Origin of the sequence: Pseudomonas sp. NPDC078416 (assembly GCF_050268485.1) — a bacterium.
Lineage (GTDB): Bacteria > Pseudomonadota > Gammaproteobacteria > Pseudomonadales > Pseudomonadaceae > Aquipseudomonas.
This window is the reverse complement of record NZ_JBNNGV010000011.1, coordinates 85067-97764: the sequence shown is the minus strand read 5'-3', so window position 1 is coordinate 97764 and position 12698 is coordinate 85067. Positions and strand designations below refer to the sequence as shown.

Below are 12698 nucleotides of genomic sequence, written 5' to 3'. Positions count from 1 at the left end.
TGGCGAACCGTCCCGAGGCGTTTTGCAAGCCCTCGGCGGACGGATGCCCATCTGACTGTGAAGCCGGGGGCTTGTTCCTGCATGGCCGCGCACACCTGAAAATGGATGTGGCGCTTTGACGCACTTTGACGGCAACTGTTGTCGCATTGGTTATACTCGCTCCGATTCGCCTGGAGCGCTCATCAGGAGAGCTCATGCTCGCCCCCTTGCAACTGCTTTCCGCTACCCGTCAGAACCTCTGGCGCCTGACGTTCATCCGCATTCTGGTGCTGGGTGCGCAGGCGGGCTCGGTGGGGTTCGCCTATCTGTTCGATCTGCTGCCGCTGCCCTGGCTACAGCTGGACATCACCCTGGGTTTCTCGGCGATTGTCTGCCTGCTGACGGCCATTCGCCTGCGCACCTCGTGGCCGGTGACCGAGCTCGAATACGCCGTGCAACTGGCGTTCGACCTGTTTATCCACAGCGCGCTGCTTTACTTCTCCGGCGGCTCGACCAATCCCTTCGTTTCTTATTATCTGGTGCCGCTGACCATCGCCGCCGTGACACTGCCGTGGCGTTATTCGCTGATCCTGTCAGGCATCGCCCTGGCGCTGTACACCCTGATGCTGGCTAAGTTCTTCCCGCTGGATGCCTTCGTGGCCCGCGAGAACATGCAGATCTACGGCATGTGGCTGAGCTTCGCGCTGGCGGCCGGGGTGATCACGTTTTTTGCCGCGCGCATGGCCGAAGAGCTGCGCCGTCAGGAGCACATGCGTGCCTTGCGCCGCGAGGAAGGCGCCCGCGACCAGCAATTGCTCGCGGTGGCGACCGAAGCCGCCGGCGCCGCCCATGAACTCGGTACGCCGCTGGCGACCATGAGCGTGCTGCTCAAGGAAATGCGGCAGGACCACAAGGACCCTGCGCTGCAGGAAGATCTTTCGGTGCTGCAGGATCAGGTCAAACTGTGCAAAGAGACGTTGCAGCAACTGGTTCGCGCCGCCGAAGCGAATCGTCGGCTCTCGGTCCAGGAACAGACCGTCACCCACTGGCTCGATCAGGCGCTCAACCGCTGGCACCTGATGCGCCCGGAAGCCACTTACCGCTTTCAGCGTCTGGGGCAGGGCGACGTGCCGATGCTGGCGCCGCCGCCGGATCTGACCCAGGCGCTGCTGAACCTGCTCAACAACGCTGCCGACGCCTGCGCCGAAGGGCTTGAGGTGAATCTGGACTGGACCGCTACTGAAATCCGCATCAGCATCCGCGATCATGGCGCCGGCGTCCCGTTGGCCATCGCCGAGCAGATCGGCAAACCCTTTTTTACCACCAAGGGCAAAGGCTTCGGCCTTGGCCTGTTCTTGAGTAAGGCCAGCGTGACCCGCGCGGGCGGCTCGGTGAAACTCTATCCTCACGAGGAGGGCGGTACGCTTACCGAGCTGCGCCTGCCCCGTGACGCACGAGGAGATGAAGCATGACTGACGACATTCAGGTTGAAGGCGAAGAACTGCCGCACCTGCTGCTGGTGGACGATGACGCCACTTTCACCCGCGTGATGGCACGAGCCATGGCGCGCCGTGGCTTTCGCGTGAGCACCGCCGGTTCCGCCGACGAGGGCCTGGCCCTCGCCCAGCAGGACATTCCGGACTACGCCGCCGTCGACCTGAAAATGGAAGGCGACTCGGGGCTGGTGCTGCTGCCCAAGCTGCTGGAGCTGGACCCGGAAATGCGCGTGTTGATCCTGACCGGTTATTCGAGCATCGCCACGGCGGTCGAAGCGATCAAGCGTGGCGCCTGCAACTACCTGTGCAAACCCGCCGATGCCGATGACGTGCTGGCAGCGCTGCTGTCCGAACACGCCGACCTTGACACCCTGGTACCGGAAAACCCGATGTCGGTGGACCGCTTGCAGTGGGAGCACATTCAGCGCGTGCTGACCGAGCACGAAGGTAATATTTCGGCGACGGCGCGTGCTTTGGGCATGCATCGGCGCACCTTGCAGCGCAAGTTGCAGAAGCGCCCGGTCCGTCGTTAAGCAGGGACTGCTTCTTAAAGATTTATTCATGGAAGATCGTCTGTGGCGTCTGGCACATTGGCGCCAAACGCCTATAACTGCCCGCTGCCGAGCTTTTTGCCATGAATTTTGATGTAGACGAATCCAGGGTCAATGACGCTGTAAACGGGAATTTCTTTTCCCGGGTCTGGAAGCTGGTGACGCCTTACTGGCGCAGCGAAGAAAAAGGCATGGCCTGGGTGCTGCTGATCGCAGTGATCGTGCTGTCGCTGTTCAGCGTGTTTATTTCGGTGCTGGTCAACAGCTGGTATCGCGACTTCTACAACGCGCTGCAGAACAAGGATCTGGGGGCCTTCACGCACCTGATTTTGTATTTCTGCGGCATTGCCGCCATCGCCATTCTTGGCGCGGTGTACCGTCTCTATCTGACCCAGATGCTGACCATCCGCTGGCGTCGCTGGCTGACCGAACAGCACTTCGCCAAATGGCTCGCGCACAAGAACTACTACCGGCTGGAGCAGGGCGGTTACACCGATAACCCTGACCAGCGTCTGTCCGAAGACCTCAACAACTTCACGTCCGACACCCTTAGCCTGAGTCTCGGGCTGCTGCGCACCGTGGTCAGTCTGGTGTCGTTCTCGGTGATTCTGTGGGGTGTGTCCGGCAGCATCGAGCTCTTTGGCATCACCATTCCCGGCTACATGTTCTGGGCCGCGCTTATTTATGCAGCGGTCGGCAGCTTGCTGACTCACCTGATCGGCAAACGCCTGATCGTCCTGAGCAACCAGCAACAGCGTTACGAAGCCGACATGCGTTTTTCGCTGGTGCGCGTGCGTGAAAACGCCGAAAGCATCGCCCTTTCGGACGGCGAGGCCAACGAGAATCAGCGCCTGAGCGCGCGCTTCGGCATGGTCTGGAGTAACTTCTGGACGATCATGAAGGTGCAGAAGCGCCTGACGTTCTTTACCGCCGGTTACTCGCAGATCGCCATCGTCTTCGCCTTTGTGGTGGCCGCGCCGCGTTATTTTGCCGGCAAGATCGAGCTGGGCGAGCTGATGCAGATCAACTCGGCGTTCGGTAACGTGCAGGAGAATTTCAGCTGGTTCATCGACGCATACACCCAACTGGCGTCGTGGCGCGCCACCTGTGATCGTCTGCTCAGCTTCCGTCAGGCCATGGACGAAAACGAAGCGCGCGTGCCGGCCATCAAGGTCAGTCATGACAGCGACGCCTTGCAGCTCCAAGGTCTGGCGCTGTCCCTCGCCGGCGGTCGCCAGCTCCTGAACAACGCCAACATCAGCATTGCAGCCGGCGAAAAGGTCATGCTCAGCGGCCGCTCCGGCAGTGGCAAAAGTACGCTGCTGCGGGCGATGGGCGGGTTGTGGAAAGACGGCCACGGTGCGGTGAAATTACCGGCCAATCGTGCGTTCTTCCTGCCGCAAAAGCCGTATCTGCCGATCGGCACGCTGCGTGAGGCGTTAAGTTATCCACAGGCGCCCGAGGTCTATCCGGCCGAGCGTTTCGCGCAAGTGCTGGAAACCTGCCGCCTGGGTCACCTGATTCCGCGTCTGGACGAGAGCGAACATTGGCAGCGCATGCTGTCGCCGGGTGAGCAACAGCGCGTGGCGTTCGCCCGCGCCCTGTTGTTCGCGCCGGACTGGTTGTACCTGGATGAGGCCACGTCAGCGATGGACGAAGAGGATGAAGCCGCGCTGTACCAGGCGTTGCTGGACGAGTTGCCGGGCGTGACCTTGCTCAGCATCGGCCACCGCAGCAGTCTCAAGCGGTTCCATCGTCGGCACGTGCGCATCGAGGGCGGCCAGCTGCATGAGCAGCCGCTCACCGAAACGGCACTTTGAGGGTAAAGTGTCGTCAACACTCTAGAACCTTGCCGGGTTTGCGGTGTGATCGCACAACCCGGTGAGCTATCATCAGCGTTCAGTGTATTTAGAGATGCATGTTGGATATGGAAAATCAGAGTGCTCCGCCTCGCGCCCGCCGAAAGCACCGCAGTCTCGCGCAGGAATTGGTTACCGAACTGTCCGAGCGCATTCGCACTGGCGGACTCAAACGCGGCGATAAGCTGCCTACCGAGTCTGCCATCATGGAAGAGCAGGGCGTCAGCCGAACGGTCGTACGCGAGGCCATCTCCCGCTTGCAGGCGTCCGGGCTGGTGGAGACCCGGCACGGCATCGGCACCTTTGTACTCGACACGCCAAGCCCGAGCGGTTTCCGTATCGACCCTGCGACCATCGTCACCCTGCGTGACGTCCTGGCGATTCTTGAGCTGCGCATCAGTCTTGAAGTCGAGTCCGCGGGCCTTGCTGCTCAACGCCGATCCGCCGAACAACTGGCCGACATGCGCGCCGCCCTCGACGCACTCAACGAAAGCGCGGCCCATGCCAGCGATGCCGTGGGTGCTGATTTCCAGTTCCACATGGCAATCGCCCTGTCGACCGGCAACCGCTACTTCACCGACATCATGAATCACTTGGGCACGAGCATCATTCCCCGCACGCGCCTGAACTCCGCGCGCCTTGCCCACGACGACAACCAGCACTACATGAGCCGCCTGAGCCGCGAGCACGAGGAAATCTACGACGCCATCGCGCGCCAAGACTCCGACGCCGCCCGCGCCGCCATGCGCCTGCACCTGACCAACAGCCGCGAGCGGCTGCGCCATGCCCATGAAGAGGCTGAATCGCAGCGGGCTTGAGGTGGATTGATTGATAGGGTATCGCATTGCTGCGGTGCCTTTGATCGAACAGGGTTATGGCTGGGTTATTCGACGTTTGGATCTACCCGTGAGCGCCTCAAATTCCGCAGGGCTTTGGTGAGCGCTACGCATGTCAGCGTTGAAGCAATAAGCGTCACGCTGAGCGTCAAGAGAATGAGCATGTCTTCGCCGTCTTCGCATCCATACATGTCGAAGAGTCTTTGCAGCCATAAATAGGCGCGCATTCCCCAGTCGGTATGAAGGATCCACGGTATCGGCCATAGGCTCATTGCCCACCGCGTAAGCAAGGTTGTAAGGCCCAAGGTGAACGTTACTTTTCCAACGATGATGAGTGCTTTTAACAATTGATTGCTCACGATTTTCAGTGGATTTGCGCTGATGTTCTCCTTGACGACTCTAGCGACGTGGCGCGCCCCGCAGAAGGTTTTCCAGGCAGGTGCGCGAGCAGTTTCAGAGAAGGACTACAACGTCTGGATCACTGGACTACGGAATAATCCGAGAGGGCGGTGAAAGCGGTTGATTTTGGCCATATGCCGTAGGAGTGAGCTTGCTTGCGATCGGCTGCGCAGCAGTCGTAAAACTGAAGCTGCAGTTCGTTCCGACATGCCGCATTCACAAGGATGCTGCCGCTTCGCGCCAGATCGCGAGCAAGCTCACTCCTACAGCCTGCGACGAGTCGCGGATCCGCAGGCGACGCTGATCAAATGTAGGAGCGCGCTTGCCCGCGAATGCGGCGGGTCATTCAGCGCAGCGGTGTCTGGAGAAATGCGTTCGCGAGCAAGCTCACTTCTACGACCTGCGACGGTTCGCCTGGTCGCGGACTCACAGGAGACGCTGATCAAGTGTAGGAGCGCGCTTGCCCGCGAAGGCGGTGAGTCATGTTGCGCAGCGGCGTCTGGAGAAACGCTTTCGCGGGCAAGCGCGCTCCTACAAACGGCTCTAAGCAACGGCTGCCACGTCCAACAGTCAGGGGCCGTCGCCCATCCTGTCATCCCTCATGTTCACCACTCATCCTCACCCGTCATAAATATTTCAAAACGCTATTGAGTGATCTCCCTACCAGTTGTACGATGACTTACGACATCAGCACAGGACTGGTGCTTCATCCACAAAAATAGCTCCCCAGGGTGTTCGAATAATGAATCCACAAGAACTGAAGTCCATCCTCTCTCACGGTCTGCTTTCCTTCCCGGTTACCGATTTCAATGCCCAGGGCGACTTCCACCGCGCTGGCTACATCAAGCGTCTGGAATGGCTTGCTCCGTACGGCGCCTCTGCGCTGTTCGCGGCTGGCGGCACAGGTGAGTTCTTCTCCCTGACTGGCGACGAATATTCCGAAATCATCAAGACTGCCGTCGACACCTGCGAAACCACAGTGCCAATTCTGGCTGGCGTCGGTGGTCCGACCCGCCAGGCGATTCAGATGGCTCAAGAAGCCGAGCGTCTGGGTGCCAAAGGCCTGCTGCTGTTGCCTCATTACCTGACCGAAGCCAGCCAGGACGGCGTTGCCCTCCACGTTGAAGCGGTCTGCAAATCGGTCAAGATCGGCGTCGTCGTCTACAACCGTAACGTCTGCCGCCTCACGCCTGCGCTGCTCGAGCAACTGGCCGAGCGCTGCCCGAACTTGATCGGCTACAAAGATGGCCTGGGTGATATCGAACTGATGGTTTCGATCCGCCGTCGTCTGGGCGACCGCTTCTCGTACTTGGGTGGCCTGCCGACCGCTGAAGTCTATGCCGCCGCCTACAAGGCACTGGGCGTGCCGGTCTACTCGTCGGCAGTGTTCAACTTCCTGCCGAAAATGGCCATGGACTTCTACCACGCCATCGCCAAAGACGATCACGAGACCGTTGGCAAGTTGATCGACGATTTCTTCCTGCCGTACCTGGACATCCGTAACCGCAAACACGGCTACGCCGTGAGCATCGTCAAGGCGGGCGCCAAGCTTGCCGGTTATGACGCAGGTCCTGTTCGCGCGCCGCTGACTGACCTGACTTCGGACGAAGTGGACATGCTGGCTGCGTTGATGGACAAGCAGGGCAAGCAGTAACAGCCCCGTTCTCGCAAAACCGCTGGGTGATCAGCGGTTTTTTGCCCTCGGGGCTTCGCTATCGGATACCTGGCAGTACCGCTTCACATCGCATCTGTTTTAGGGGCAGAGGCGAGCAGCACACACATAAGATCGTTTACCCGCACAAAAAAATAATTAGTGGGAGTTTCGAACATGCTGAAAACCAAGCCGACTCACGTCCGCTACTTGATCTTGCTCATGCTGTTTCTGGTGACCACGATCAACTACGCCGACCGTGCAACCATCGCCATCGCGGGCTCCAGCCTGCAAAAAAGCCTTGGCATCGACGCCGTCACCCTCGGTTTTATCTTCTCCGCATTTGGTTGGGCGTATGTCGCCGGCCAGATCCCCGGCGGCTGGCTTCTGGACCGTTACGGCTCCAAGAAAGTCTACGCAATGAGCATTTTCACCTGGTCGCTGTTCACCGTGCTGCAAGGCTATGTGGGTGAATTCGGTCTCTCCACCGCCATCTTCCTGCTGTTCGCCCTGCGCTTCATGGTCGGCCTGGCCGAAGCACCGTCGTTCCCCGGCAACGCCCGTATCGTGGCGGCCTGGTTCCCGACGTCTGAACGCGGCACGGCCTCGGCGATCTTCAACTCGGCGCAATACTTCGCCACCGTCCTTTTCGCCCCGATCATGGGCTGGATCGTCTACACCTTCGGCTGGCAGCACGTGTTCATCGTGATGGGCAGCATCGGCATCCTGTTCTCGCTGATCTGGCTGAAAGTTATCCACAGCCCGCGCAACCATCCGAAGATCAACAAGGAAGAGTTCGATCACATCGCCAACAACGGCGGCATGGTCGACATGGATCAGGACAAGGGCAAAGGCTCGGCCAGCGGTCCGAAATGGGACTACGTGCGTCAGTTGCTGACCAACCGCATGATGCTCGGCATTTACCTGGCTCAATACTGCATCAACGGCATCACCTACTTCTTCCTGACCTGGTTCCCGGTGTACCTGGTTCAAGAACGCGGCATGACCATCCTCAAGGCGGGCTTCATCGCTTCGCTGCCCGCCATCTGCGGGTTCATCGGCGGCGTGCTCGGCGGGATCATCTCCGATTACCTGCTGCGCAAAGGCCACTCGCTGACCTTCGCCCGCAAGGCGCCGATCATCGGTGGCTTGCTGCTGTCGACCTCGATCGTGACCTGCAACTATGTCGACATCGAATGGGTCGTCGTGGGCTTCATGGCACTGGCCTTCTTCGGCAAGGGCGTGGGCGCACTGGGCTGGGCGGTCATGTCCGACGCATCGCCGAAACAAATCGCCGGTTTGAGCGGCGGTCTGTTCAACATGTTCGGTAACATCGCTTCCATCACCACCCCGATCGTCATTGGCTACATCATCAGCACCACCGGTTCGTTCAAATGGGCCCTGGTGTTCGTCGGCGCCAACGCGCTGGTGGCGGTGATCAGCTACATCTTCATCGTCGGTGAAATCAAACGTGTAGAACTCAAGGACACCCCAACGAAGGGTGCCTTGCCGGCCAGTGAAGCCGAGCTTTCTCAAGCGAAACTCTGAGGAAAAACCGTGATGAACTTGATCCAGCATGCCGACTCGCCGCGTTACATTCGCTTGCACGCGCTTGATAACGTCGTCGTCGTGGTCAATGACCAGGGCGTTCCGGCGGGGACTGAATTCGATAACGGTCTGGTGACCGTCGACAATGTGCCGCAGAGCCACAAGGTGAACACCGTGGACATCGCCGAAGGGGAGCCGATCATTCGTTACGGCCACACCATCGGCTATGCGCTGCAGCCGATCCCAAAGGGCAGTTGGGTCAAGGAAGATCAGCTGCGCATGCCGTCAGCGCCGGCGCTGGACAGTCTGCCTATGTCCGATGCCGTGCCGGTCAGGGGGGAGCCGCTGGAAGGCTTCACCTTCGAGGGTTACCGCAACGCCGACGGCACCGTCGGCACGCGCAATATCCTGGGTATCACCACGACGGTGCAGTGCGTCACCGGGGTTCTGGATTTCGCCGTCAAGCGCATCCGCGAAGAGCTGCTGCCCAAATACCCGAACGTCGATGACGTGGTGGCGCTGACCCACAGCTACGGCTGCGGCGTCGCCATCACTGCCAAGGACGCGTACATCCCGATCCGCACCGTACGCAATCTGGCGCGCAACCCGAACCTGGGTGGCGAGGCGCTGGTGATCAGCCTGGGGTGCGAGAAGTTGCAGGCCGATCAGGTCATGCACGCCGACGATGCCTCGGTTGATCTGAGCGAGCCCTGGCTGTATCGCCTGCAGGACTCCAAACACGGCTTCAACGAGATGATCGAGCAGATCATGGAATTGGCTGAGACGCGCTTGAAGAAGCTCGACCAGCGCCGTCGCGAAACCGTGCCGGCGTCGGAATTGATTCTGGGCATGCAGTGCGGCGGCAGCGATGCGTTTTCCGGCATCACCGCCAACCCTGCACTGGGTTATGCCTCGGACTTGCTGCTGCGCGCGGGCGCGACGGTGATGTTTTCGGAAGTGACCGAAGTGCGTGACGCCATCTACCTGCTGACCTCCCGCGCGGAAAACATGGAAGTCGCTGAAGGACTGGTTCGTGAAATGGACTGGTACGACCGTTATCTGGCCAAGGGCGAAGCGGACCGCAGCGCCAACACCACGCCGGGGAACAAGAAGGGCGGGCTGTCGAACATCGTCGAGAAATCGCTGGGATCAATCGTCAAGTCCGGCAGCAGCGCGATCAACGGGGTGCTTGGCCCTGGCGAACGCGTGACGCGCAAAGGCCTGATCTTCTGCGCAACGCCGGCGAGCGACTTCGTCTGCGGGACGCTGCAACTGGCGGCCGGGATGAACCTGCACGTGTTCACCACCGGACGCGGTACGCCGTATGGTCTGGCGATGTCACCGGTGGTGAAAGTGTCGACCCGCACCGAGCTGGCCCAACGCTGGCCGGACCTGATCGACATCGATGCCGGGCGCATTGCGACCGGGCGCGCAAGCATCGAGGACCTGGGTTGGGAGCTGTTCCACTTTTATCTCGACGTGGCCAGCGGCAAGAAAAAGACCTGGACCGAGCACTACCGTCTGCACAACGACATCACCCTGTTCAACCCGGCGCCGATTACATAAGCAAGCCGGCTCCTAAGGATTTTCATACAACTCAGACCTGGGGTTTGACACCGACTCACTGTAGGAGCCGGCTTGCTGGCGAACGCGTCAAACCATACAACGCTGCCGTTGCTGACCCACCGCCTTCGCCAGCAAGCCGGCTCCTACGGATCTACATACAACTCAGACTTGGGGTCTGACACCGACCCACTGTAGGAGCGCGCTTGCCCGCGAACGCGCCAGATCAGACAACACTGCCGTTGCTGACCCACCGCCTTCGCCAGCAAGCCGGCGCCTACGGATCTCCATACAACTCAGACTTCGGGTTTGACGCAGATCCACCGTAGGAGCCGGCTTGCTGGCGAACGCGTCAAACCATACAACGCAGATATTGTTGACCAACCCATTCGCGAGCAAGGCGGCTCTCACAATGTGTGAGCTTCTGGCGCCTCAGCGGCTGGTCACCAACTGCGCTTTCTCTTCACGCGCATCAGGTTCCGGCTCCGGAAATGCTTCGGTGTGATCAAACTCTACGCCTTCGCCCATTGCCTTGTACTTCTTGCGCAGCGCGTGCAGTTCCTTCTGATCGAGGTTATCCAGGCTCAGCACGGCGTTCTGCGCGTCTTTGGTCACGCGCAGCAGTTCGTCGATCTTGATATGCATCTCATCGGTGTCGCGGTTCTGGGTGTTCTGAATCAGAAAAACCATCAAAAAAGTGATGATGGTCGTGGACGTGTTGATGATCAGCTGCCAGGTGTCGTTGTAGTGGAAGAATGGTCCGGTCACGGCCCACACACAGATCAGCGCAATCGCCACGAGGAAGGTTCGTGGGCTGCCGGACCACTGCGACAGAGCCTGCGCGAACTTCGAGAATTTCATTAACGGGTTTCCTTCGTTTACCAAGAGAGACACCCAAGGGACCGCGCTGCGTCTTTGAAATTTCTTCTCACAACATGAAATCGGCGACAGGTTTCAGTCCCAGCCGAACACATCCCGCGCGTTGCGGGTGCTCGCCGCTGCCAGCTTGTCGGCAGGTATGTTCATGAGATCGGCGATGGCCGCGCAGATATCGGGAAGATGCTCGGGGCTGTTGCGCATGCCCGGAAACATTGCCGGCGCCATGTCCGGGGAATCGGTTTCCAGCACAACGCTTTCCAGCGGCAGACCGGCGATCACCCGATGCATGCGCAAGGCTTGCGGCCAGGTCGCCGCACCGCCCAGCCCCAGCTTGTAACCCAGCTTGATGTATTCCCGGGCTTCCTCACGGCTGCCGGCGAAGGCGTGAACGATGCCGCAGCGCCTGAGCTTGAATCGCTTGAGCGCAGCGATGGTGTCGGCGTGGCTGCGGCGCACGTGGAGCAGGGCAGGGAGGTTGAAGTCCGCTGCCATTTGCAACTGCTGGTCGAGCAAGGTCTGTTGTCGCGGGCGGTCCAGGGATTCGATGTAGTAATCCAGACCGATCTCACCCACGGCGCACAGCTTGGGATGCCCGGCCAGCCGCGTCAGCCAGTCGCGCAGTTGCTGCACATGCTCGGGCTGATGCTCATCGAGGAAGACCGGGTGCAAGCCCAGCGCGGCGTACACCGAAGGCTCACTGAGCGCCAGATCCCACACCCGTTGAAGATTGCGCTGATAGACGCCCAACACCACGATGCGCTCGACACCCAGCTGCCGGCTGTTGGCGAGCACGGCGTCGCGGTCGGCGTCGAAATCGTCGAAGTCCAGGTGCGTGTGGGTGTCGATCAGTCGCACGTTGCTTACGCCTCGTGAATCCGCTGTTTGAATGTCCGCACGATGGCATGCACGCCCGGTTCGTACTGATCCTGCTCGATGGCCGACAACGCCAGCGCCAGGGCTTTTTCAGCGATCAACTGATGCTGCTGAGCCATGGCATTGACCGGCAATGGCAAAAAGTCCAGCAGCTGCGTGTCACCGAATGTCCCCAGATGAAGTTGATCCGGATTCAGGCGGCGCTGGTGTAACAGATCGAACACCCCTTGCAGCAGGACGTAGGACGTGGTGATCAGCGCGTCGGGGAAATACCCCAGACGGTCAAACATGTCGTTTGCCAGTTGCTGGCCACAGTCACGGCTGAACGCCTCGCCGTGCTCGATGATCACCGAGCCTTCGAACCCCTCCAGCGCGTCTTCGAAGCCGCTGGCCCGGGCCTTACTGACGCTCAGCTCTGGCCGTGCGCCGATCAGGGCGATGTGCCGGGGCTTGATCTCCAGCAGGCTGCGGGTCAGTTGCTGGCTGGCGTCGTGGTCGTCGCTGACCACCGAGCAGAAGTGCGCCGGGTCCATCTCCCGGTCGATGGCGATGACCGGCGTCCCTTGCTGCTGCAGCGCGCGGTAGCTGTCATCGCTGGCCGGCAGGCAACTGGCGACGAACAGCGCATCGCAGCGTCGCGCACGAAACAGCTGCAGCAACTGCAACTCGCTGATGGGATCGTCGTCTGAACTGGCGATCAGCAATTGGTACCCGCGCGCGCGGGCGCCTTGTTCCAGTTGTTTGGCGATACGGGCGTAACTGGGGTTTTCCAGGTCGGGCAGGATAAAACCCAAGGTTCGGGTATGCCGGCTGCGCAGCCCGGCCGCCTGCGGGTTGGGCCGAAAGCCGTGGGCGTCGACCACCGCGCGCACGCGCTCGACCGTTGCACTGCTGATACGTTGCTGTTCGGCCTTTCCGTTGATCACGTAGCTGGCCGTGGTCACAGAAACACCGGCCAGACGCGCAATATCACTGAGTTTCAAGCCGGGCATCCTTTCGTGATGAGAAGCAAAAGTGGGAGCTGAACTACCGTGGCAGGGATTTTCACCGATTAACAGCCATCA

11 protein-coding genes are annotated in these 12698 nt (G+C 60.3%); 7 read left to right on the top strand and 4 right to left on the bottom strand.

Going from position 1 to position 12698, the window contains the following annotated elements; all coding sequences use genetic code 11:
- The first annotated feature begins 194 nt into the window (after window positions 1-194).
- The 4 genes from ACQKEN_RS12825 (at window position 195) to ACQKEN_RS12810 (ending at window position 4703) form a co-directional block, all read left to right on the top strand.
- A complete protein-coding gene (locus tag ACQKEN_RS12825; RefSeq protein WP_427685915.1) occupies window positions 195-1451 on the top strand; it encodes an ATP-binding protein in 1257 nt (418 codons plus the stop codon).
- Window positions 1448-2008, top strand: coding sequence for a response regulator transcription factor (locus ACQKEN_RS12820; RefSeq protein ID WP_427685913.1), 561 nt, complete (start codon window positions 1448-1450; stop codon window positions 2006-2008). The genes ACQKEN_RS12825 and ACQKEN_RS12820 overlap by 4 nt, the downstream gene beginning before the upstream one ends.
- Before the next feature lie 101 nt (window positions 2009-2109).
- Window positions 2110-3846, top strand: a complete 1737-nt coding sequence (locus tag ACQKEN_RS12815) for an ABC transporter ATP-binding protein/permease (protein ID WP_427685911.1) — start codon at window positions 2110-2112, stop codon at window positions 3844-3846.
- Between the two features lie 107 nt (window positions 3847-3953).
- On the top strand, window positions 3954-4703 hold the full coding sequence (locus ACQKEN_RS12810) for a FadR/GntR family transcriptional regulator (RefSeq protein ID WP_133776307.1): 750 nt from the start codon (window positions 3954-3956) through the stop codon (window positions 4701-4703).
- A gap of 65 nt (window positions 4704-4768) precedes the next feature.
- On the opposite strand, the gene ACQKEN_RS12805 is transcribed toward ACQKEN_RS12810, so the two are convergent.
- Complete coding sequence (locus tag ACQKEN_RS12805; RefSeq protein ID WP_427685909.1) at window positions 4769-5080, bottom strand: hypothetical protein; 312 nt, start codon at window positions 5078-5080, stop codon at window positions 4769-4771.
- Window positions 5081-5862: 782 nt separating this feature from the next.
- On the opposite strand from ACQKEN_RS12805, the gene kdgD reads away from it, so the two are divergent.
- The 3 genes from kdgD to garD all read left to right on the top strand — a co-directional run bounded on the left by kdgD (window position 5863) and on the right by garD (window position 9885).
- Window positions 5863-6774: a 5-dehydro-4-deoxyglucarate dehydratase gene (kdgD, locus tag ACQKEN_RS12800; protein ID WP_133776263.1), complete on the top strand. Its 912-nt coding sequence runs from the start codon at window positions 5863-5865 to the stop codon at window positions 6772-6774.
- 174 nt (window positions 6775-6948) lie between these two features.
- Window positions 6949-8319 carry an MFS transporter gene (locus ACQKEN_RS12795; protein ID WP_427685907.1) on the top strand — a complete coding sequence of 457 codons (1371 nt, stop codon included), beginning with the start codon at window positions 6949-6951 and terminating at the stop codon, window positions 8317-8319.
- Window positions 8320-8331: 12 nt separating this feature from the next.
- A complete protein-coding gene (gene garD / locus ACQKEN_RS12790; protein WP_237254212.1) occupies window positions 8332-9885 on the top strand; it encodes a galactarate dehydratase in 1554 nt (517 codons plus the stop codon).
- A 429-nt stretch (window positions 9886-10314) separates the two neighbouring features.
- Here the strand turns inward: garD and ACQKEN_RS12785 are convergent, their stop codons facing one another.
- From ACQKEN_RS12785 to cra, 3 genes are all read right to left on the bottom strand, one after another.
- The gene (locus tag ACQKEN_RS12785) at window positions 10315-10743 is read right to left on the bottom strand and encodes a low affinity iron permease family protein (RefSeq protein ID WP_427685904.1); all 429 of its coding nucleotides are present in this window, start codon (window positions 10741-10743) and stop codon (window positions 10315-10317) included.
- A 93-nt stretch (window positions 10744-10836) separates the two neighbouring features.
- Window positions 10837-11616, bottom strand: a complete 780-nt coding sequence (locus ACQKEN_RS12780) for a TatD family hydrolase (RefSeq protein WP_427685902.1) — start codon at window positions 11614-11616, stop codon at window positions 10837-10839.
- Window positions 11617-11621: 5 nt separating this feature from the next.
- A complete protein-coding gene (gene cra, locus ACQKEN_RS12775) occupies window positions 11622-12617 on the bottom strand; it encodes a catabolite repressor/activator (protein ID WP_427685900.1) in 996 nt (331 codons plus the stop codon).
- Between the last annotated feature and the right edge of the window lie 81 nt (window positions 12618-12698).

What these genes read in the sequence shown, in the direction of transcription:
- ACQKEN_RS12825 (WP_427685915.1), top strand. Translation starts at nt 195, where the DNA reads ATGCTCGCCCCCTTGCAACTGCTTTCCGCTACCCGTCAGAACCTCTGG.
- ACQKEN_RS12820 (WP_427685913.1), top strand. Translation starts at nt 1,448, where the DNA reads ATGACTGACGACATTCAGGTTGAAGGCGAAGAACTGCCGCACCTGCTG.
- ACQKEN_RS12815 (WP_427685911.1), top strand. Translation starts at nt 2,110, where the DNA reads ATGAATTTTGATGTAGACGAATCCAGGGTCAATGACGCTGTAAACGGG.
- ACQKEN_RS12810 (WP_133776307.1), top strand. Translation starts at nt 3,954, where the DNA reads ATGGAAAATCAGAGTGCTCCGCCTCGCGCCCGCCGAAAGCACCGCAGT.
- kdgD (WP_133776263.1), top strand. Translation starts at nt 5,863, where the DNA reads ATGAATCCACAAGAACTGAAGTCCATCCTCTCTCACGGTCTGCTTTCC.
- ACQKEN_RS12795 (WP_427685907.1), top strand. Translation starts at nt 6,949, where the DNA reads ATGCTGAAAACCAAGCCGACTCACGTCCGCTACTTGATCTTGCTCATG.
- garD (WP_237254212.1), top strand. Translation starts at nt 8,332, where the DNA reads ATGAACTTGATCCAGCATGCCGACTCGCCGCGTTACATTCGCTTGCAC.
- ACQKEN_RS12785 (WP_427685904.1), bottom strand. Translation starts at nt 10,743, where the DNA reads ATGAAATTCTCGAAGTTCGCGCAGGCTCTGTCGCAGTGGTCCGGCAGC.